This window comes from Phaeobacter sp. QD34_24 (assembly GCF_028890115.1).
GTDB lineage: Bacteria > Pseudomonadota > Alphaproteobacteria > Rhodobacterales > Rhodobacteraceae > Phycobacter.
The window spans coordinates 16,790-36,433 of record NZ_JARCJD010000008.1; the positions used below are offsets into that span (position 1 = coordinate 16,790).

Sequence of the window (19,644 nt, forward strand, 5' to 3'; positions counted from 1 at the left end):
CATAAAGGGGCATTCGTCTATCACTAGGGCGAAGTGCACGTGCAGGGATAGACGATGAACGAGCAGCGCATGTCTGGCAACGGGCCGCTGACCAGCCATTACCGAAGATTCAGTTCGGCAGGATTGTTTGATCGCTATTCCAGAGGGCGCATCAAGGGTTTCCGCACGCGGCTGGTGTTTTGCTGTGCGGTTTCCCTGACACTGGCAGTGCTGATCTCTCCGCTTGTTGGGGTTCTGAGCCTGCTGGCTGTGACCGCGACGGATCTGGCGGATTGTCTGTATCTGCGTCGCGCGCGCTGGCAATTGCGCCGTGATGCCACAGTCGAAGCCCGGGTGCGCCGGATCAGCACGTTTACGGCGGTTCTTCATGCCATCGGCATCGGGATTGGGGCGACGGCACCGATTTGGGCGCCTCTTGTTCCCTTTGGGCAATCGCAGGCACCGGAGGAATACGACCAGCTGTTCTCGATGGCCTTGCTGACCGGTGCGGCCATCAATGTCGGCCTGCTGTTCCCCTTCCACCGGATCGCCGTGTCGCTCAGGCTGATCATCTACATGGCAACGCCCGTTGTGGTGATTCTGATCCGTGGACCGGTCTTGGGCGCAAGCCCGGCGGATACCCAGCTTCATATCGCCGGGCTCTGCGTCTTCTTTGGCTCGCTTGTCTGGCTGCTGACCTTTTCCACCCGCAACTTTCACCGCACGCGCAGCAGTCTTCTGGCTCAGGCTTTGCAGCGGCAGGAACTGGAGACAGCATACCAGCGTCTCTATGCGCAGCAGTTGGAAACACAGCGATTGGCGCTGGTGGCGCGGCATGCCAATGACAGTGTGATGCTGCTCGAAAACTCGGGCAAGATCATCTGGGTGAATGATGCCTTCACACGTATCACCGGCTGGCGGGCAGACGAGGCGATCGGACGCGAACCCGGCGATCTTCTGAACCATCCGGACACGGACCCCGAAAGCCTGAACGCCATCGTCGATGGCCGCACGAAGAAAGTTCCCTTCAGGGTGCAGGTCCTGAACAGGCACAAGGATGGCAAGGAAATCTGGTTGGAAACCAACCAGGTCCCGATGCTTGACGATGCCGGCGAGGTCACCACCTATATCGCGGTGGAGCGTGACATTACCGAGGCCAAGGCATATGCGGCCACCTTGGAGCAAGCGCGTCGCGCCGCCGAGGATGGCGCCCGGGCGAAGTCGGAATTCCTGGCCACAATGAGTCATGAAATCCGCACGCCGATGAATGGCGTCATCGGGATGGCGCAACTTTTGGAAGAAACCGAACTGGACGGCGACCAACGGCTTTATGCCGAGACAATTCTCAGTTCAGCACGCACGCTTCTGGATCTGATCAATGACGTTCTGGACCTCTCCAAGCTGAATTCCGGCGAGGTCTCCATCGATGCGAGCGATTTCAATCCCCGGCAGTGTTTCGAGACCACGATGCTTCTGTTGCAGTCACAGGCCGATGCCAAGGGGCTGAAACTGGCCTTTGAATGCGACAGCGCGGTGCCGGATCTGCTGAGCGGCGATGATCGCAAGCTCGGTCAGATCCTGACCAACCTGATCGGCAATGCGATCAAGTTCACCGAAGCCGGGCAGGTGACGGTCACGCTAGAGGCACAGCAGCGCGATGATGGCGCCGATCTGACCTTCCATGTCACAGACACCGGGATCGGGATCTGCAAGGAGATGCAGGGCAAGATTTTCGAGCGCTTCTCCCAGGCGGATGCGGCGATCAGCCGCCGGTTCGGGGGCACCGGGCTGGGACTTGCCATCTGCCGCCGCCTGGCCACGGCCATGGGCGGCAAGATCTGGGTGGTTTCCGAACCCGGAAAGGGATCCTGTTTTTCCGTCTGCCTGCCCTTTGCCGAGGCGGAACAGGACGCGGGATCGGTCCTGCCCGACACTGCGGGCGCAGCGGCCAAGGGCGCGGTTGCAGAGGCCTTGACCGGCATGCGCCTGTTGGTGGCAGAGGACAACCGGGTCAACCAGATCCTGGTTCAGAAGTTTCTCAAGGAGGCGCCGATCAGGATCGAGTTCGCCGCCGACGGGGCCCTTGCGGTTGACCGTGTCCAGTCCTTTGACCCTGACATCATCCTGATGGATATGAGCATGCCGGTGATGGACGGCCTGGAGGCCACCCGCGCGATCCGAGCCTTGCCGATCCGACAGCCGGTGATCATTGCCTTGACCGCCAATGCCTTTGACACCGACAAGGCCGACTGCCTGGAGGCAGGCATGGACGCATTTCTGACCAAACCCATAGATCGCCCCAAGCTGATCGAAGCTCTGCTGACGCACGGGCAGGGCGCGCGCCGGTTGCGGGCGGGCTGATTTTCTTTGCGCCCCGGGCGGCCCTGTCCTATCACCATGTGAAACAACGGAACGAGGCTGCCGGTGGATATTGCAACCCGCGTCTACAATCACAAATGGAAGATCGATCCGATCATCCGGTCCCTGATCGATACGGATTTCTACAAGCTATTGATGTGTCAGTCGGTGTTTCGCAGCAAGCCGGACACGCAAGTGACCTTTTCCCTGATCAACCGATCGTCCCATGTGCCGCTTGCCCGTCTGATCGACGAGGGCGAGCTGCGCGAACAGCTGGATCATATCCGGTCTCTGTCGCTGTCGCGCGGTGAAAGCACCTTTTTGCGCGGCAATACCTTCTATGGCAAACGCCAGATGTTCCGCCCGGACTTCATGGAGTGGTTCGAGGGCATGCGCCTGCCGCCCTATCACCTGGAACGCCGGGGCGACCAGTATGAGCTGACCTTCGAAGGCAAATGGCACGAGGTCATGCTATGGGAAATCCCCGCGTTGGCGGTTCTGATGGAGTTGCGCAGCCGGGCGGTTCTCAATGATATGGGACGGTTCGAGTTGCAGGTCCTCTATGCCCGCGCCATGACGCGGGTCTGGGAAAAGATCGAGGCCCTGCGCAAGATCGACGGTCTGTCCATCGCGGATTTCGGCACACGGCGACGGCACGGGTTTCTCTGGCAGGACTGGTGCGTACAGGCGATGATCGAGGGGCTCGGGACAAAGTTCACCGGCACCTCCAACTGCCTCATCGCCATGCGGCGCGAGGTCGAGGCGATCGGCACCAATGCCCATGAGTTGCCCATGGTCTATTCCGCCCTGGCCGAAACGGACGAAGACCTTGCCCGCGCGCCCTATGATGTGCTGTCGGACTGGCACGAGGAGCATGAGGGCAACCTGCGCATCATTCTACCCGACACCTATGGCACCAAGGGCTTCCTGGAGCATGCGCCGGACTGGCTCGCGGGCTGGACGGGTATCCGCATCGACAGTGGCGATCCGGCGGCGGGGGCCGAGGTTGCGATCAACTGGTGGCAGGAGCGCGGTGAAGATCCCACACAGAAGCGGGTGATCTTCTCCGATGGTCTTGATGTGGACAAGATCGCCGAGCTGCACGCGCAGTTCGCCGGGCGCGTGAAGGTCTCCTTCGGCTGGGGCACCTTGCTCACCAATGATTTCCGCGGACTTGTGCCAGGTGACAGGCTGGCGCCGTTCTCGCTGGTCTGCAAGGCGATCAGCGCCAATGGCCGCCCGACTGTGAAGCTCTCGGACAATCCTGAAAAGGCGATGGGCCCAGCAGATGAGGTCGCGCGCTATAAGCGTGTCTTTGGTGTCGGCGCGCAGGACCGGATGGAAGTCATCGTCTAGCCTGTCAAGGCCCGGGGGCTCCCGCGCGGATCACCTGCATGGAACATGCACGCTCTCCCCTTGGGCCCGGCAGGCCGCGCCGAAGGCGCGGCCTGCCCCCTCGCGATGCGCAGGGCGCAGCGCAAAACCTCATGCCGTGGCGGCCACTGGCGGGTCAGCCGTGATAGGCCGCAACGGTTTTCAGCTGTGAAAACCCGTAAAGCGCCTCAAAGCCCTTTTCGCGGCCATGGCCGGATTTGCCGACCCCGCCAAAGGGCAGTTCCACCCCGCCGCCTGCGCCATAATTGTTGAGAAAGACCTGACCGGCGCGCAGCTTTTTCGCGAGCCGCATCTGACGTGCGCCATCCCGGCTCCAGACGCTGGCGACCAGCCCGTACTCGGTGGAATTGGCGATTTCGACGGCTTCTTCTTCGGTATCAAAGGGGATCAGCACCTGCACCGGGCCAAAGATCTCGTCCCGGGCCAGCAGGTGATCGGGCGGCACATCGGCAAACAGCGTGGGGCGCACATAGGCGCCCGCCTCCGGCGCGCCTTTCACGATCTGACCCGTGGCAGCAATCGGAAGATCCCCGCCCTTTGCCAGGAAGGTTTCGACGACCTCCTTCTGTCGGGCCGAGATCAGCGGGCCAAGGCGCAGATCGTCGGCTGCCGGGCCAACCGTCAGGCCCTCATAGGCGGTGGACATGCGCGCCTTCACCTCGTCATAGACACCGCGTTGCACCAGAATACGGGAAGAGGCCGAGCAGGTTTGCCCTGCATTCTGGATCCCCGCATTGACGAGGAAGGGCAGGGCGGCCTCTAGGTCGGCGTCGTCAAAGACCAGCTGCGGAGATTTCCCGCCCAGCTCCAGCGTCACCGGTACCACGTTCTTCCCTGCGGCCTGCTGAACAAGGGCACCGGTGGCAACCGATCCGGTGAAGGAGATGTGATCGATGCCCGGATGCGAAGACAGAGCGGCGCCCGCTTCGGCCCCCAGCCCCGGCACCACGTTCAAGGCCCCCTTCGGCAGACCCGCATCCTGTGCCAGCTGGGCAAAGGTCAGCGCCGTGAGGCAGGCCTCTTCGGCGGGTTTCAGCACACAGGCATTGCCCATGGCCAGAGCCGCCCCAACCGAGCGGCCGATGATCTGCATCGGATAGTTCCAGGGCACGATATGGCCGGTTACCCCATGGGGTTCGCGCAGGGTGTAGACCGTGTAGCCGTCCAGATAGGGAATGGTCTCCCCATGCACCTTGTCTGCGGCGCCGCCATAGAACTCGCAATAGCGCGCCAGCGCCACCACATCGGCCCGTGCCTGGGTGAGCGGCTTGCCCACATCCATGGCCTCGAGCGCGGCCAACTCGTCGACGCAGTCCAGGACCAGCTGGCCAAGGCGGCTGAGAATGCGGCCGCGCTCCAGGGCACTCATGGCGCCCCACTCGCCATCCAGCGCCGTCCTGGCCGCCGCGACGGCGGCATCCACATCGACCGCCCCGCCCCGTGCGATCTGGCAGATTTCTTCACCATTGGACGGGTTGATCAGCGGCAGGGTGGAGCCAGAGGCCGCCGGTTGCCAGAGGCCGCCAATGAGACAAAGGCTGGGGTCGAAACGGGGGGGCTTATTCTGTGTCATGTTCGGATCCTGTGGTCTGCTCAGTCGTTGGGCCAATCGTCGGGTCGGCGATCTGGAAAGAGTAGCTTCTGCTTTGAAACTCTGTGAAAGGCGCGCCTTGGCGCAGGTCGATGATCCCCGGCAGAATGCTGAGGCAGGTGCCCCAGAATGCAAGGGCCGATTGCGATTGCGCCGAAATGCCCATGCGCCAGTAGCCGGGAAATTCCTGCAGCAACACCCGGGCGGCCTCCTGCCCATGGCCCTGGCGGCGGTGCGGCGCAAAGATCGAAAACTCCGACAGCTCGCGCCGGTCGTCTGGCAGGTTCAGCACCAGGGCAAAGCCGATCCTCTTGCTGTCCTTCACGACCCAGAAGGCGGTGACATCCTTGCGGTGCAGCATCTGCCGCGCCCTGTCACCGGGATCGACGCGGGCCTTGCTGGCGGTTTCCTCGAAATAGGACGCGAGGACACTGGTCAGAACCGCGTGCTCTTTCGGCAGGATCAGGGAGAGTGTCAGGCTCATGCGGCCCCCTGGTCCAGTTCCGGCAGCACGGGGGCTGCAGCGATCAGGGACTGCGTATAGGGATGGCTTGGAGCGCTAAAGACCTCCTCTGTGGCGCCAGCCTCCACGATTTGCCCTTTCTGCATCACCAGGCAGCGGTCGGTGATGGTGCGCACCACCGACAGGTCATGGCTGATGAACAGGTAGGTGAGCGCATAGGCCTCGCAGAGTTCTGCCAGCAGGTCGAGGATCTGCGCGCGCACCGAGACATCCAGCGCCGAGACCGCCTCGTCAAACAGGATCAGCTCGGGGCGGGTGATCAGGGCGCGGGCGATGGCGATGCGCTGGCGCTGTCCGCCGGAAAACTGGTGGATATACTTGCCTGCATCATCGGGTGTCAGCCCCACGGCAGACAGGGTTTCGGCAATGAGATCTGCGCGGGCGCTGCCACTGGGCGGATCGGGCAGGCTGTAGAAGGGTTCGGTGATCAGCCGCTCGACCCGGTGGCGCGGGTTGAAACTGCCAAAGGGATCCTGAAACACCACCTGCATCTTGCGGCGCTGGTCCGGGGTGCGGTCGGTGGTGACCGCTTCGCCGTCCAGCAGGATCTGCCCGCCCTGCAAGGGTTCCAGTCCCAGAATGGCCCGTGTCAGGGTCGATTTCCCGCAGCCGGACTCGCCCACCAGACCCAGCCGTTCGCCCCGGTTCAGGGTAAAGGAAACCTCATTGACGGCCCGGAAGTGCTCTTGCGGTGCAAACAGCGAAGCGCGTGGCAAGCGATAGTCCCGTATCGCGCCCTGAACCTGCAGCAGCGGTTGCGGCGGCGGGGCTTCTGGCAGGGCGACCTTGTGGTTCGAAGCGGCGAACAGCATCTTCGTGTAGGGATGGCTCATGTTCTTCAGCAGCCAATCCGTTGCGCCGGTTTCCACCACTTCGCCATGGCGCATGACGGTGATCCGGTCGGCCAGGTCCGCCACCACTGCAAGATCGTGGGTGATGATCAGCAGGCCCATGCCGAATTCTTGTACCAGGTCCTTCAACAGATCGAGGATCTGCGCCTGGGTGGTCACGTCCAGCGCGGTGGTCGGCTCATCCGCGATCAACAGCTTGGGCCGCAGGGCGATGGCCATGGCGATCACCACCCGTTGGCGCTGACCGCCCGACAGCTCATGCGGAAAGCGGCTGAGCGGGAAGCGGTCCGCAGGCAGGCCGACCCGTTCCAGCATTTCTGCCGCGCGCGCCCTTGCCTCGGGCCTTGGCATGGCCTCATGGATCAGGATGGTCTCCATCACCTGATCGCCAATGGTTTTCACCGGGTTGAGTGCGGTCATCGGTTCCTGAAAGACCATGCCGATGGAGCGGCCGCGCAGGGCGCACATCTGAGCCTCGGACTGTGCCAGAAGGTCGGTGCCTTCCAGCAGGATCTGGCCCTTGACCGTGGTCTGTTCCGGCAACAGCTGCATCACCGAGAAGGCGGTCATCGACTTGCCGGACCCGCTTTCGCCGGTGACGGCGACGATTTCTCCGGCGGCGACCGACAGGGAGACACCCTTCAGGATCGGATGGCTGCCGATCGACAGCGACAGGTCGTTGATCTGAAGAAGGCTCATGCGCGGTGCCCTTCCGATCCATCGTGGCGAGGGGCGCGCCCGAGCCTGGGTGGGTGCGAAGCGCCCTCCCGGGGGGAGGGTCGAGCGCGGCCCGGCGATGCTGAGCCAGTGCAAACATCAGCAAGACAGGAAAGCCGGCTCATGTGCGCCCCTCGCGTAGCTTGGGATCCAGCCAGTCGCGCAACCCGTCGCCCATCAGGTTGAGGCCGAGCACCGTCAGCACGATGGCCGAACCGGGAATGATCGCCAGATGCGGTGCCAGGCTCACCATGGTCTGCGCATCCGCCAGCATCCGTCCCCAGCTGGGGGTGGGCGGCTGGGCGCCAAGGCCCACGTAGCTGAGGCCGGCTTCGGCCAGGATACCAAGGCTGAACTGGATGGTGCCCTGCACGATCAGCAGGTTGGCCACATTGGGCAGGATATGCTCGGCCGAAATCCGCGCGGCGCCCTTGCCCGCCACCTGGGCGGCCAGGATGAACTCGCGCTGCCACAGAGGCAGGGCGGCGCCGCGGGTGACACGGGCAAAGACGGGGATGTTGAAGATGCCGATGGCGATGATCGCATTGATCGCACCGGGACCGAAGATCGCGGTGATCAGGATCGCAATCACCAGGGAGGGGAAGGCAAAGACCAGATCGTTGCCGCGCATGATCAACTCATCGAGCCAGGACCCCTTGCGGGCGGCTGCGGTCAGGCCCAGCGGAATGCCGATGGCCATGCCGATACCGACGGCCACCAGCGCAACGGCCAAGGATGTCCGCGCGCCGACCATGATCATGGAAAAGATATCCCGCCCGAAATGATCGGTGCCCAACCAATGCAAGGCGCCGGGACGCTGCAGCTTCTCGGGGATGTTCATTGCCGTGTGGTCAAAGGGCGTCCAGAGGAACGACAGCAGCGCCGCCAGGATCACCAGCGAGGATAGGATCGCGCCAAGAAACAGGGTGCGGCTCATGTGCGGCTCCTCAGCCGGGGATCGACCAGCGCATAGGCCAGATCGACAAGGAAGTTTACCGTGATCACCGCAAAGACCAGGAGCATCACCACCGATTCCACCACGATCAGATCGCGCGAGGAAATCGCCTGAAACACCAGCCGCCCCAGACCGGGCAGGTAGAAGACCTGTTCGATGATGATGGCGCCGGCCAAGAGAAAGGAGAACTGCAACCCAATGATGGTCAGCACCGGGATCAGCGCATTGCGCAGCCCGTGCCGCCACAGGGCCTGCCTGCGGCTGAGCCCCTTGGCGCGGGCGGTGCGCATGAAGTCCTCACCCAGGATATCCAACAGGGCCGAGCGCATCACCCGTGCCAGGATCGCCGCCTGCGGCAAAGCCAGGGCGATGGCGGGCAGGGTCAGGGATTTCAAGCCGGTGCCAAGACCACCCTCCCAGCCCGCAAAGCCACCGGCGCTGAACCAGCGCAGGTTGATGGCAAAGACCAGCACCAGCAGCATGGCGAACCAGAAATTCGGGATCGCGACCCCCAGCTGGGTGGCGCCCATCACCGCCATGTCGCCGGGCTTGCCACGGCGGGCGGCGGCATAGATCCCGGCGGGAAAGGCAATCAGCGTCGACAGGGCCAGCGCGTAAAGGGCCAGCGGCAGTGACACCCAGAGCCGATCCGCGATCATCTCGGACACCGGGGTGCGATAGGTATAGGAGGTGCCGAAATCCCCGCTCAGCATGCCGCCGATCCAGGTCAGGTAGCGCTGCAGCTTCGATTGATCGAGACCCAGCTCACTGCGCAGGGCGGCGACTGTATCGGGCTGGGCGTTGATTCCCAGCATGAAAGAGGCGGGATCGCCGGGGGCGATCTCGATCACGGAAAAAATCACGACAGAAGCCACGGCCAAGCTGAGGCAGAGCGAAAGCAGCCGTTTCAGGGAGTAACGTATCATCGGGTGTCAGGCTAGAAGCGGGAACCTTCAGGGTCCAGCCCGGGCGATGTTTCAGCCGGGCTGGACCTATCGGTTTTGGCAACTGGGCAGGCTTACTTGGCCCAGCTGACAGCGGTCAGGTCCGTGGCCTGCGTCGGTGCATTGGCCCAAAGCCCCTGCAGGTCCGCCTTGGCGACGCTGAGGGCGGCCAGCTGGAACAGGTAACCGTTCACATAGTCATCGGCGATGATCTTTTGCGCCTGCTGCAGCATGGCGGTGCGCTGATCCGGGTCGGTGGTGCCGTTGAGGTCGGTCATCAGCGCCTGGAAGGCGGCGTTGTCATACTGGAAATAGTATTCGGGGCGGGCATAGATGCCGATGTCCATCGGCTCGGTATGGCTGACGATGGTCAGGCCAAAGGTCTTGCCGCGGAACACGGTTTCCAGCCACTGGGCCCATTCCACGTTGATGATCTCGGCCTTGATGCCGACGTTTGCCAGCTGGGCGGCGATGATCTCCCCGCCGCGGCGGGCATAAGACGGCGGCGGCAGGTGCAGCGTGGTCTCGAACCCGTCGGGCAGGCCCGCCTCGGCGAGCAGAGCCTTGGCCTTGTCGGGATCAAAGGCGGACTGGCCGGTCAGATCCACATAGGCCGGGTTGTGCGGTGCGAAATGGGTGCCGATCGGGGTGCCATAGCCGAACATGGCGCCATCGATGATGGCCTGGCGATCAATGGCATGGGCCAGCGCCTCGCGCACCTTCACGTTGTCAAATGGGGCCTGCTTGTTGTTGGTGGAGAGGATGGTTTCACCCTCGGTCGAGCCGACCAGTACCTGAAAGCGCGGATCGGCCTCGAACTGGGGCAGGTTTTCCGGCGCCGGGAAGCCTGCGAAAGCGTCCAGATCCTCGGCCATCATCGCGGCGAATGCGGCGGTGGGGTCCGAGATGAACTTGAAGGTGGCCTTTTCCAGCATGGCGGGCGTGCCCCAGTAGTCGGGGTTCTTTTCCAGGTCGATGCGGTCGCCCTGTACCCAGCCTGCAAATTTGAAGGCGCCGGTGCCGACGGGCGCGGTCTTGATGTCCGCAATGCTTTCGGGCGCGACGATCACCGCATCGCCCCAGGCGAGGTTGAACAGCATGTTGCCGTTGGGCTTGCTGAGCGTCAGCTGGACGGTCATCGGATCGACCACCGTGACCTCGGCGATATCGGCAAACAGCGCCTTTTGCGCGTTGGTGCTGTCTTCGGCACGGGCGCGATCCAGGCTGAATTTGACGTCCTCGGCATCCATCGTGGTGCCATCATGGAAGGTGACGCCTTCGTTCAGGTGGAAGGTATAGGTGAGCCCGTCTGCGGAGATATCCCAGCTTTTGGCCAGCCCCGGCACCACGGATCCGTCGCCCATGAAGCGGGTGAGCCCCTCAAAGACATTGGAATAGAGCACCTGGTCGATGGCACCGGCAGCGGCGCTGGTGGGATCCAGATGCGGCGGCTCCAGCTGCATGCCGACGGTGACACTGTCCTTGGCCCATGCGGCTGCGGTGCTCAGCGCCAGGGCGGATCCCGCAGCGAATAGGATGGATCTGAAAGACATATTGAAACTCCCTGTGTTGGAAAGACGCCCTTGGAACCTGGGCTTTTCCGTAACTCTGTCCTGATTTTGCCATGCTAATCAAGAGCGCTCGGGCTTTCGCGTCGCGGCACAACCCAGGTCAGAGCGGCGCAAGAGGGACATTTCGCGCACTGGATGCTGCGCTTGCGAAATGATAGGCACGCGCAACCCGAACGGAACATGGGACGAAAATGAGCGCGAACATCCAGACCAAGGCCATCACGGCCGAAGACATCCGTGCCCAAAAGGGCAAGGATCCGATTGTCAGCCTGACGGCCTACACCACGCCGATGGCAGCGCTGATGGATGACACCTGCGATTTTGTCCTGGTCGGCGATAGCGTCGGCATGGTGCTGCACGGGCTACCCTCGACGCTGGGGGTCACCATGGAGATGATGATTCTGCACGGCCAGGCGGTTGCACGCGGGCTGAAGCGTGCGCTGATGGTGGTCGATATGCCGTTTGGGTCATATGAGGAAGGACCGGCGCAGGCATTCGGAAATGCCGCACGGCTGATGCGCGAAACCGGCGCCGGCGCGGTCAAGCTGGAGGGCGGCGTCGAGATGGCCGAGACCATCCGCTTCCTGGTGAAACGCGGCATTCCGGTGATGGCGCATATCGGCCTCACGCCGCAGTCGGTGAACACGCTTGGCGGCTACAAGGTGCAGGGGCGTGATGCGCAGGCCGACGCGGTGATCGCAGATGCCTGCGCCGTGGCAGAGGCAGGCGCCTTTGCCGTGGTGCTGGAGAAGGTGCCTCAGGGGCTGGCCGACCGGATTACCGCGGATGTCGCGATCCCGACCATCGGCATCGGTGCTTCGGCGGGCTGCGACGGGCAGGTGCTGGTGCTGGACGACATGCTGGGCATGTTCGCCGCCTTCAAGCCGAAATTCGTCAAACGCTACGCCGATCTCGGCCCTGCCGCCGAGGCCGCGATCAAGGACTACGCCGCCGAGGTGCGCGCGCGCAGCTTTCCGGCGCCCGAACACGTCTTTGCCGATACGGCGCCTGCCGCCAAGAAGGACTGACCCTAGCGATGACTGCTCCCATCCTGCGCCGCCTTGCGGACCTGCGCGCAAAACACGCCACCTGGATCCGCGCCGGAGAGGTCGTTGGCGTCGTTCCCACCATGGGCGCGCTCCATGCCGGTCACCTGTCGCTGGTCGAGGCGGCCAAGGCGGCCTGCGATCGGGTGATCGTGACGATCTTCGTGAATCCCAAACAGTTCAACAGCGCCGAGGATCTGGCCAAGTATCCCCGCACCGAAGAGGCGGATGCCGAGAAGCTGGCGTCCTTTGGTGTGGACGCCATCTATGTCCCGGATCCCGACCAGATCTATCCCGATGGCTATGCCACCTCGGTTTCGGTCGAGGGGGTCACCGATGTGCTGGAGGGCACCTTCCGGCCCGGCCATTTCGACGGGGTTGCCACGGTGGTTGCCAAGTTGTTCCTGCAGACCGGCGCCCATAAGGCGTTCTTCGGCGAAAAGGACTTTCAGCAGCTGATGGTGGTGCGCCGGATGGCGCGTGATCTCGATATCTCGATCGAGGTGATAGGCTGCCCCACCGTGCGTGAATCTTCGGGCCTTGCCATGTCCTCGCGCAATATGCGCCTCTCGGCCGAGGCCTTGGAAAAAGCCAGCCAGCTTTACCCGGTGATGACAACCTGCGCTGCGCGGCTGGCGGCGGGGGAAGGCTTTGCTCAGATCGAACCCGATGCGCGTGCGGCGCTGCATGCCGCGGGATTTGGCGAGATCGAATATCTGGACCTGCGCTGCGCCGAGACGCTGGCGCCGCTGCAGGCGCCAACCGGTCCGGCCCGGCTTTTGGCGGCGGCCTGGCTGGATGGGGTGCGGCTGATCGACAATATCGCGGTTCACCCACTAAGTGATTAGTAAGGTCTGGTCGCGCTAACAGTTTTGCGTCTAAAGTCCGCCCTCAGGAAGACAGGAGAGAGGGCAGGAGATGACGTATATTCTGGCGATCGACCAGGGCACCACCTCGACACGGGCGATTCTGTTCGACCGCGACATGCAGGTTGCGGGCACGGCCCAGCAGGAGTTTCCGCAGTATTTCCCGCAAGCGGGTTGGGTCGAACACGATCCTGAGGAGATCTGGTCCTCGACGCTGGAGGTCTGCCGCCGGGTGATGGCTGATCGGGGCGCCACGGCGGCGGATATCGCGGCCATCGGGATCACCAACCAGCGCGAAACCACGGTTGTCTGGGACCGCGACACGGGCAAGGCAATCCACAAGGCCATCGTCTGGCAGGACCGGCGCACCGCCGCAATCTGCGAGGATCTGCGCGCGGCGGGTCATGGCGATCTGGTGCATCGGGCGACGGGGCTTCTGCTGGATCCCTATTTCTCGGGAACCAAGGTCAAGTGGATCCTCGATACGGTGCCGGGCGCGCGCGCCCGCGCGGCTGAAGGCGGGCTGATGTTCGGCACCGTCGACAGCTTCCTGATCTGGCGACTGACCGGCGGGGCGTCTCACGTGACCGATGCCACCAATGCCGCGCGCACGCTGATGTATGACATCCGCAATGGCGGCTGGAGCGCCGAGATCTGCAAGATCCTGGATGTGCCGATGGACATGCTGCCCGAGGTCAAGGACTGCGCGGCGGAGTTCGGCACCGTGCAGGCCGAGCTTTTGGGAGGGGAGATCCCGATCCTGGGCGTGGCCGGGGATCAGCAGGCGGCCACCATCGGCCAGGCCTGTTTTGAGCCAGGCATGATGAAGTCCACCTATGGCACCGGGTGTTTTGCCCTGCTGAACACGGGCGATACGCCGGTAGACTCCCGCAACCGCATGCTCACCACCATCGCCTACCAGCTAGACGGCAAGCCGACCTATGCGCTGGAAGGCTCGATCTTCATCGCAGGTGCCGCGGTGCAATGGCTGCGCGACGGTCTTGGTATCATCGTCTCGGCGCAGGAAACCGGTGGCCTTGCGGCCTCTGCGGATCCCGGACAGGATGTGATCCTGGTGCCTGCCTTCACCGGCCTTGGCGCGCCCTATTGGGAGCCGGACTGTCGTGGCGGCATGTTTGGTCTCACCCGCAGTTCCGGTCCGGCGGAGTTCGCCCGTGCCGCCCTGCAAAGCGTTGCCTACCAGACCCGCGATCTGTGGGAGGCGATGCGCGCCGACTGGCAGGAGGCGGCAGGCGACACCGTCACCCTACGCGTCGACGGCGGGATGAGCGCCAGCGATTGGACCATGCAGAGCCTGTCGGACATCCTGGGCGCAGCGGTGGACCGCCCGGTGATGCAGGAAACCACGGCCCTGGGCGCAGCCTGGCTGGCGGGCATGAAGGCAGGCCTCTATCCGGATCAGGCGGGGTTTGCCGCGACCTGGGCACGGGATCGGCAGTTCACTCCGGCGATGGAGGCGGTCCAACGCGATGCCGCCTATGCCCGCTGGAAGCGCGCGGTGCAGGCGGTGATCGGCGTCTGAGACGCACAGGTGGTGCTCCCGCGCCCGCAGGTGTCTTGCCTGCGGCAAGACACCTTGGCGGCCTTGGGCCCGGCGCCGTGCTGATGCACGGCGCGGTCGCCCCCGCCGATCCCGAGCCGATTCGGGTCAAGGGCCGCATCTGCGGCCACGCCACAGGCGTGGTTTACCCTTGAGGCGACTCGGCTCATATCTCAGGCTGGTTGTCGCGCTTTCAGGGCAGACCTGCCCCTGAAACGCTTCTCAGCAGGCCTCGCTGCGCTGCACATCGTGCAGCGCCCGGCCCAACCCTGCGGGCGTCATCTTTGATGATGCACCAAAGGGGTGGGAGCCCCCCGGACCGTCAAGCGATGCGCATGCCTTCGGCAATGGTACGCGGGCGGGCGTTCAGCTCTTCTATGCTGAAGCCGGCGATGGACTTGTACTTGGCTGCATGGGCCGCCAGATCTGCCATGGGGATCACATCCTCCACCGTTTCGAAATCGCCACCGCAGAGATCTTCCAGCATCTGCAGCACGGCATCCGGGCCGCCTGCACTGCGATTTGCGCGGCCCACATTGGTGGTGAGCGGGCGCACGGCTGCCTCGTAGGCCTCAAGGGCTGCGGCTGTCACACCATGCTGCAACAGCGCGGAGCCGATCAGCCGGGCATCCAGAATGGCCTGGCTCGCCCCGTTGGAGCCGACGGGATAGGTCGGATGAGCCGCATCCCCCATCAGCGTCACCGCGCCATCGGTCCACTTGGGCAGCGGATCACGGTCCACCATCGGGTATTCATAGACCACATCCGCGCCGCGAATGAGGCCGGGTACATCGATCCAGTCGAACTGCCACTCTTCAAAGTCGCCGACAAAATCATTGATATCTGCCGCGCGGTTCCAGTCTTCCTTCTTCCAGGCGGCAGAGGGGTCAAAGCTCTTCTCGGCGATCCAGTTGATCGTTGCCAGACCGTTCTCATCCGGGTCCGAGATCGGATAGGCCACCATGCGCAGGGCGTTGTGTCCGATCATGCACATGGCGCCGCCGCCGTTCCAGACCCGGCCACGGGTGGTGGCGCGCCACAGGATGCGACCGTTCCAGATCGGCTCCCCTTCGGTCGGGTACATCTGCTTGCGCAGGGCCGAGTGGATGCCATCGGCGGCAACCACCAGGCGCCCCTCCAGGCGGCCACCATCAGCGAGGATCAGCGCCGCGCCGCTGTCTGTGTTTTCAAAGCCGACAGCACGGGCATCGGTGGAAATGCACTCGGGTCCGGCGCGCGCAACCAGCGCCTCATAGAGCATCATCTGCAGGGCGCCGCGATGTACCGAGTACTGTGGCCAGGCATAGCCTGCCTCCGTGCCGCGCGGCTCTTCCCAGGTGGTCTTGCCCAGTTTGGTATAGAACCCCAGCTGCCGGGTGCGCACGCCGATGGCGTCAAGCTCCTCGGCAAGCCCCAGGTCGATCAGCTCGCGCACCGCATTGGGCTGCAGGTTGATGCCCACCCCCATCGGTTTCAGCTCGGGCGCGGATTCGCAGATATGAAAGGGAACGCCGATCTGGTGCAGCGTCAGCCCCAGCGTCAGCCCGGCGATGCCGCCGCCTGCGATAAGAATGGTCATTGCGAGCTCCCCCTCGTGCTTTGTGTTGCTGGTAAAAAACATGCTTGGCCGCAGGAGAGCAAGAGGCGCCCCATGATAATACGGCGTGCCGTTCGTATCGTCGGGTCAGCCCGAGGCGGCAATGATCAGGTCGGGACCAAAGATAATGTCGGCATATTTGCCAAGATAGATCTTCAGCCAGGGGGTGAAGCGTTCCGGGTGGCGCTGCACCTCGGCGATCAGGTCGTGATAGTCGACCCAGCGGGTCTCCATCACCTCTTCGGGATTCGGCGCAAGGGTGACCGGCCTGTGGGCATGGGCCAGGAAGACATCCACCACCTCGTGTTCGATCATGTCGTGCCCGACATCGGCGCGGTATTCCAACTGGTGGCGGAACTCGGGGTAAAGGCCGGAAATGCCCAGTTCCTCTTCCATGCGGCGCACCGCGCAGGTGGAGGAGGCTTCGTCCCACATCGGGTGCGTACAGCAGGTATTCGCCCAAAGCCCGGGCGTGTGATACTTGCCCATGGCCCGCTGCTGCATCAGGATTTCGGTGCCTTTTACCACAAAGACTGACACGGCCTTGTGCTTCAGGCCCTGCTCATGCGCGGCCATCTTGTCCACGGGTATCAAATCGCCGTTCACCCAGGCCGGGATCGGATGCGTCATGTCCGGTTCAATTCCGTTTCAAACCACAGGTTCATTTTACAATGGTAGCATTGGGCAGGTGGCATCGGGCGCATGCCCTGCGGCCGTGTCCAGAAAGGGTTAGTCTCAATTTCGATCCAGAGCAATTACGCGAAAGGCCGCGCCCCCGGGGGTGCGGCCTCTGCTGCTGAAAGAATGAGCCTTGGCGGTTATTCCGAGGCAGCGGGTCCGTGCTGTGCCAGGAAGGCATAGATGTCTTCGCCACCCTTCTTCAGCTTGAAGGACATTTTCGACTTGGCTTTGCTGTCGCCCAGGTGCTCCTGCAGGAAACCGCGCGGATCATTGGTGAAGGCCACGAAGTTTGCTTCGTCCCAGACCAGGCCCGCTTCGCCGGCTGCGACCATATCGTTGCCGTATTTGAACCCTTCAGCGGTACCTGCGGTGCGGCCTGCCACACCCCAGAGGTTCGGGCCGGTCTTGCCGCCCTTGACGATGGTTTCGCCGCTGTCCGAGACGACCATGTGACAAGATTTGCACTTCTTGAAACCGCTTTCCCCTTTCGCGGCATCGCCTTCGGCAAAGGCGGGGGCGGCGAGAAGGCCGATAACAGCGGCGGACATCAGACGTTTCATATGCTTGCTCCAGTTTGAGTTGGCTGTTGGAAATACGAGTGCTTTGGGGGGTATAGTCAATGGACGTTTTGACGCGTCGTGGTTTTTCGCCAAGTTTTGCCGGTCTGTCTGTCGGCTGTCATCCGTCGTTCCAGCAGGGCAGAAGGTCGCCAGGGGCCGGGCGGGCTTCGTAAATGGCGCGAGCAATGGCCCGGCTGAGGCACAGCGCCGCAGCATGGCAGATCTGCCCCAGTTCCGCTTCGGGCGCCGATAGCGCCCGGGCGCCGGTACTGGCGGAGAACACCAGGTCGCCGTCACCCGGCGCGTGGGCCGGAACGGTTGCGCGGCCAATGCCGTCATGGGCGGCGGTGGCCAGGCGTTGGCATTGCGCCTTGGTCAGATCCGCATCGGTGGCGACGATGGCGATGGTGGTATTGCCGCGCTCGTCCGGCAGGGGCAGACCGGCAGCCTGCTGCAGCATGCTCTGGACCTTGCGGCTAGTCTCTGGCTGTCCGAGCCCGCCCCTGGGATCCGGTCCCAGCCCGCCGAATTCGCCCTCCACCTCAAACGGGGCGGCCCAGAAATGGCGATCCCCCGGCGTGGTCACGGCCCCCATCGGATTGGCGGCCACCAGCGCGCCGACCGTAATGCCACTCTCCAGCACGAAGGAGGCAGAGCCAAGCCCGCCCTTCACCATTGCCGTCAGCGCACCGGTGCCCGCACCTGCGGTGCCGATGGCAAAATCCTGGCCAGCCGCCTCGAATGCGGCGCGACCCAGGGCGCGATAGGGGTTGTCCTGCCAGTCTTTCTCGCCGCCGTTCAGAAGGTCGAAGATGATTGCGCCGGGCACCAGCGGAATCACCGCCGGTCCCAGGCGAAATCCCCGCCCCGCAGCCCGGAGCGCATCGACCGCGCCCGAACAGGCATCCAATCCGAAGGCAGAGCCACCCGACAGCATCAGCGCATCGATCTGCGCCACCGATTTGTCAGGCGCCAGCAGGTCGGTTTCCCGCGTGCCCGGCGCGCCGCCCATCACATGGACCGAGGCGGTGAAGGGGCTGTCGGCGGTCAGAACCGTCGCACCGGATTTCAGGGTATCATCTTGTGCGTTGCCGACCAGAATGCCGGGAACATCGGTGATCAGATTGCGGGGTCCGGGACGCATGCTAGGTCTCCTGAATTAGGTCTACCGGTCGGTAGGGCAGTGGGAGGGGGAGTCAGATGCAGCGGCCGCCGTCCACTTCCATGGCGACGCCGGTGATCATCGACGCCTCGTCCGAACATAAGAAACAGGCGGCATTGCCCATGTCCTCGGGCGTGGAGAAGCGCCCCAGCGGGATGGTCGACAGGAACTTGGCGCGCATTTCGGGCGTGTCCTCACCCATGAAGGATTTCAGAAGCGGCGTTTCCCCGGCCACCGGGTTGATGGCATTGACCCTTATGCCCGTGGGGGCCAGCTCTACCGCCATGGTGCGGGTCGCGGTGATCATCCAGCCCTTGGAGGCATTGTACCAGTTGAGGTTCGGGCGCGGCGACACGCCTGCGGTGGAGGCGACGTTGAGGATGGCGCCGGTTTCGCGGGATTTCATATGCGGCACCAGGGCGCGGGCGGTCAGGTAGACCGACTTCATGTTCACATTGAACACCCGGTCGAAATCCTCTTCGCTGACCTGATCCAGCGGTGTGGGCAGATGGGTGACGCCTGCGTTGTTGACCAGGATGTCCACATGACCAAAGGCGGTCAGCGCCGCTTCGGCCATGGTGTTGACCGAGGCACCATCAGAAACATCGACGGCCTGTGCGATGGCTGCACTGCCCTTTTCGGCGGCCAGGGTAGCGGCGGCCTCGGCGTTGATGTCGGCAATCATCACCCGCGCGCCTTCGGTCAGGAACTTTTCAACAATGCCTGCGCCAAATCCCGAGGCACCCCCGGTCACGATCGCCGTTTTTCCTGCAAGCCGCATCAATCATCCTCCAAAATGTCTTTTTGATAGCTTTAACAGCGATCCCTGCGGGTGCAATCACAGATCAATCCGGATCGACCTTGCCGCGTCCGGCCTTGATCTGGCTGCGCTGTTTCTTGGCGTCCAGGCGGCGGCGCACCGATCCGCGCGTGGGTTTGGTGGCGATCCGCCGTTTCGGCGCCACCAGCGCCTGCCGCACCAGATCGGCAAGGCGTTCGCGGGCGATGTCGCGGTTGCGCTGCTGCGAGCGGGTCTCGTCGCACTGCAGGATGATGGCACCTTCCTTGGTCCAGCGCCGCCCCGCCAACCGTTTGAGCCGCGCCTTCACGGCCGGAGTGAGGGAGGGCGATCGCGCGGCCTCGAAGCGCAGCTCAACTGCCGTCGCGACCTTGTTCACATTCTGCCCGCCGGGCCCCGAGGCGCGGATGAAGCTTTCGGTGAATTCCCAGTCCTGCAGGGTGATATCGTCGGTGATCCTTATCATCTTGGGCGGAGCCTACAGTGGG

General features: G+C 63.6%; 17 protein-coding genes. 5 read left to right on the top strand and 12 right to left on the bottom strand.

Annotated features, from left to right (window positions below; translation table 11 throughout):
* Window positions 1-54: 54 nt before the first annotated feature.
* Window positions 55-2,340 carry a PAS domain-containing hybrid sensor histidine kinase/response regulator gene (locus PXK07_RS08185; protein ID WP_274847728.1) on the top strand — a complete coding sequence of 762 codons (2,286 nt, stop codon included), beginning with the start codon at window positions 55-57 and terminating at the stop codon, window positions 2,338-2,340.
* A 63-nt stretch (window positions 2,341-2,403) separates the two neighbouring features.
* Window positions 2,404-3,693, top strand: a complete 1,290-nt coding sequence (gene pncB, locus PXK07_RS08190; RefSeq protein WP_274847729.1) for a nicotinate phosphoribosyltransferase — start codon at window positions 2,404-2,406, stop codon at window positions 3,691-3,693.
* A gap of 154 nt (window positions 3,694-3,847) precedes the next feature.
* Here pncB and PXK07_RS08195 read toward each other — a convergent pair whose 3' ends face one another.
* The 6 genes from PXK07_RS08195 to PXK07_RS08220 form a co-directional block, all read right to left on the bottom strand.
* Window positions 3,848-5,305 carry an aldehyde dehydrogenase family protein gene (locus PXK07_RS08195; protein ID WP_274847730.1) on the bottom strand — a complete coding sequence of 486 codons (1,458 nt, stop codon included), beginning with the start codon at window positions 5,303-5,305 and terminating at the stop codon, window positions 3,848-3,850.
* Window positions 5,292-5,807, bottom strand: a complete 516-nt coding sequence (locus tag PXK07_RS08200; protein WP_274847731.1) for a GNAT family N-acetyltransferase — start codon at window positions 5,805-5,807, stop codon at window positions 5,292-5,294. Before PXK07_RS08200 ends, PXK07_RS08195 begins: the two co-directional genes overlap by 14 nt.
* Window positions 5,804-7,396, bottom strand: coding sequence for an ABC transporter ATP-binding protein (locus tag PXK07_RS08205; protein ID WP_274847732.1), 1,593 nt, complete (start codon window positions 7,394-7,396; stop codon window positions 5,804-5,806). The genes PXK07_RS08200 and PXK07_RS08205 overlap by 4 nt, the downstream gene beginning before the upstream one ends.
* A 139-nt stretch (window positions 7,397-7,535) precedes the next feature.
* Complete coding sequence (locus tag PXK07_RS08210) at window positions 7,536-8,351, bottom strand: ABC transporter permease (protein WP_274847733.1); 816 nt, start codon at window positions 8,349-8,351, stop codon at window positions 7,536-7,538.
* Window positions 8,348-9,295: an ABC transporter permease gene (locus PXK07_RS08215; RefSeq protein ID WP_274847734.1), complete on the bottom strand. Its 948-nt coding sequence runs from the start codon at window positions 9,293-9,295 to the stop codon at window positions 8,348-8,350. Before PXK07_RS08215 ends, PXK07_RS08210 begins: the two co-directional genes overlap by 4 nt.
* 92 nt (window positions 9,296-9,387) lie before the next feature.
* Window positions 9,388-10,866 carry an ABC transporter substrate-binding protein gene (locus PXK07_RS08220; RefSeq protein ID WP_274847735.1) on the bottom strand — a complete coding sequence of 493 codons (1,479 nt, stop codon included), beginning with the start codon at window positions 10,864-10,866 and terminating at the stop codon, window positions 9,388-9,390.
* 209 nt (window positions 10,867-11,075) lie between these two features.
* On the opposite strand from PXK07_RS08220, the gene panB reads away from it, so the two are divergent.
* The 3 genes from panB to glpK all read left to right on the top strand — a co-directional run bounded on the left by panB (window position 11,076) and on the right by glpK (window position 14,339).
* Window positions 11,076-11,912 (top strand): 3-methyl-2-oxobutanoate hydroxymethyltransferase, encoded by an 837-nt coding sequence (panB, locus tag PXK07_RS08225; RefSeq protein WP_274847736.1) that lies wholly within the window; start codon window positions 11,076-11,078, stop codon window positions 11,910-11,912.
* Between the two features lie 8 nt (window positions 11,913-11,920).
* Window positions 11,921-12,778 (top strand): pantoate--beta-alanine ligase, encoded by an 858-nt coding sequence (gene panC / locus PXK07_RS08230; RefSeq protein ID WP_274847737.1) that lies wholly within the window; start codon window positions 11,921-11,923, stop codon window positions 12,776-12,778.
* A 70-nt stretch (window positions 12,779-12,848) separates the two neighbouring features.
* The gene (glpK, locus tag PXK07_RS08235; protein ID WP_274847738.1) at window positions 12,849-14,339 is read left to right on the top strand and encodes a glycerol kinase GlpK; all 1,491 of its coding nucleotides are present in this window, start codon (window positions 12,849-12,851) and stop codon (window positions 14,337-14,339) included.
* 340 nt (window positions 14,340-14,679) lie between these two features.
* Here glpK and PXK07_RS08240 read toward each other — a convergent pair whose 3' ends face one another.
* The 6 genes from PXK07_RS08240 to arfB form a co-directional block, all read right to left on the bottom strand.
* Complete coding sequence (locus tag PXK07_RS08240) at window positions 14,680-15,936, bottom strand: flavin-dependent oxidoreductase (protein WP_274847739.1); 1,257 nt, start codon at window positions 15,934-15,936, stop codon at window positions 14,680-14,682.
* A 105-nt stretch (window positions 15,937-16,041) separates the two neighbouring features.
* Window positions 16,042-16,584 carry an isopentenyl-diphosphate delta-isomerase gene (gene idi / locus PXK07_RS08245; RefSeq protein WP_274847740.1) on the bottom strand — a complete coding sequence of 181 codons (543 nt, stop codon included), beginning with the start codon at window positions 16,582-16,584 and terminating at the stop codon, window positions 16,042-16,044.
* A gap of 188 nt (window positions 16,585-16,772) precedes the next feature.
* Entirely contained in the window at window positions 16,773-17,195 is a 423-nt protein-coding gene (locus tag PXK07_RS08250) for a c-type cytochrome (protein ID WP_274847741.1), read from the bottom strand.
* Window positions 17,196-17,313: 118 nt separating this feature from the next.
* Window positions 17,314-18,339: a P1 family peptidase gene (locus PXK07_RS08255; RefSeq protein ID WP_274847742.1), complete on the bottom strand. Its 1,026-nt coding sequence runs from the start codon at window positions 18,337-18,339 to the stop codon at window positions 17,314-17,316.
* A gap of 52 nt (window positions 18,340-18,391) precedes the next feature.
* Complete coding sequence (locus PXK07_RS08260) at window positions 18,392-19,138, bottom strand: SDR family oxidoreductase (protein WP_274847743.1); 747 nt, start codon at window positions 19,136-19,138, stop codon at window positions 18,392-18,394.
* A gap of 64 nt (window positions 19,139-19,202) precedes the next feature.
* Entirely contained in the window at window positions 19,203-19,622 is a 420-nt protein-coding gene (gene arfB / locus PXK07_RS08265; protein WP_274847744.1) for an alternative ribosome rescue aminoacyl-tRNA hydrolase ArfB, read from the bottom strand.
* Between the last annotated feature and the right edge of the window lie 22 nt (window positions 19,623-19,644).

Coding starts and splice junctions, on each gene's coding strand:
- PXK07_RS08185 (WP_274847728.1), top strand. CDS start 55: ATGAACGAGCAGCGCATGTCTGGCAACGGGCCGCTGACCAGCCATTAC.
- PXK07_RS08195 (WP_274847730.1), bottom strand. CDS start 5,305: ATGACACAGAATAAGCCCCCCCGTTTCGACCCCAGCCTTTGTCTCATT.
- PXK07_RS08200 (WP_274847731.1), bottom strand. CDS start 5,807: ATGAGCCTGACACTCTCCCTGATCCTGCCGAAAGAGCACGCGGTTCTG.
- PXK07_RS08205 (WP_274847732.1), bottom strand. CDS start 7,396: ATGAGCCTTCTTCAGATCAACGACCTGTCGCTGTCGATCGGCAGCCAT.
- PXK07_RS08210 (WP_274847733.1), bottom strand. CDS start 8,351: ATGAGCCGCACCCTGTTTCTTGGCGCGATCCTATCCTCGCTGGTGATC.
- PXK07_RS08215 (WP_274847734.1), bottom strand. CDS start 9,295: ATGATACGTTACTCCCTGAAACGGCTGCTTTCGCTCTGCCTCAGCTTG.
- PXK07_RS08220 (WP_274847735.1), bottom strand. CDS start 10,866: ATGTCTTTCAGATCCATCCTATTCGCTGCGGGATCCGCCCTGGCGCTG.
- panB (WP_274847736.1), top strand. CDS start 11,076: ATGAGCGCGAACATCCAGACCAAGGCCATCACGGCCGAAGACATCCGT.
- panC (WP_274847737.1), top strand. CDS start 11,921: ATGACTGCTCCCATCCTGCGCCGCCTTGCGGACCTGCGCGCAAAACAC.
- glpK (WP_274847738.1), top strand. CDS start 12,849: ATGACGTATATTCTGGCGATCGACCAGGGCACCACCTCGACACGGGCG.
- PXK07_RS08240 (WP_274847739.1), bottom strand. CDS start 15,936: ATGACCATTCTTATCGCAGGCGGCGGCATCGCCGGGCTGACGCTGGGG.
- idi (WP_274847740.1), bottom strand. CDS start 16,584: ATGACGCATCCGATCCCGGCCTGGGTGAACGGCGATTTGATACCCGTG.
- PXK07_RS08250 (WP_274847741.1), bottom strand. CDS start 17,195: ATGAAACGTCTGATGTCCGCCGCTGTTATCGGCCTTCTCGCCGCCCCC.
- PXK07_RS08255 (WP_274847742.1), bottom strand. CDS start 18,339: ATGCGTCCCGGACCCCGCAATCTGATCACCGATGTTCCCGGCATTCTG.
- PXK07_RS08260 (WP_274847743.1), bottom strand. CDS start 19,138: ATGCGGCTTGCAGGAAAAACGGCGATCGTGACCGGGGGTGCCTCGGGA.
- arfB (WP_274847744.1), bottom strand. CDS start 19,622: ATGATAAGGATCACCGACGATATCACCCTGCAGGACTGGGAATTCACC.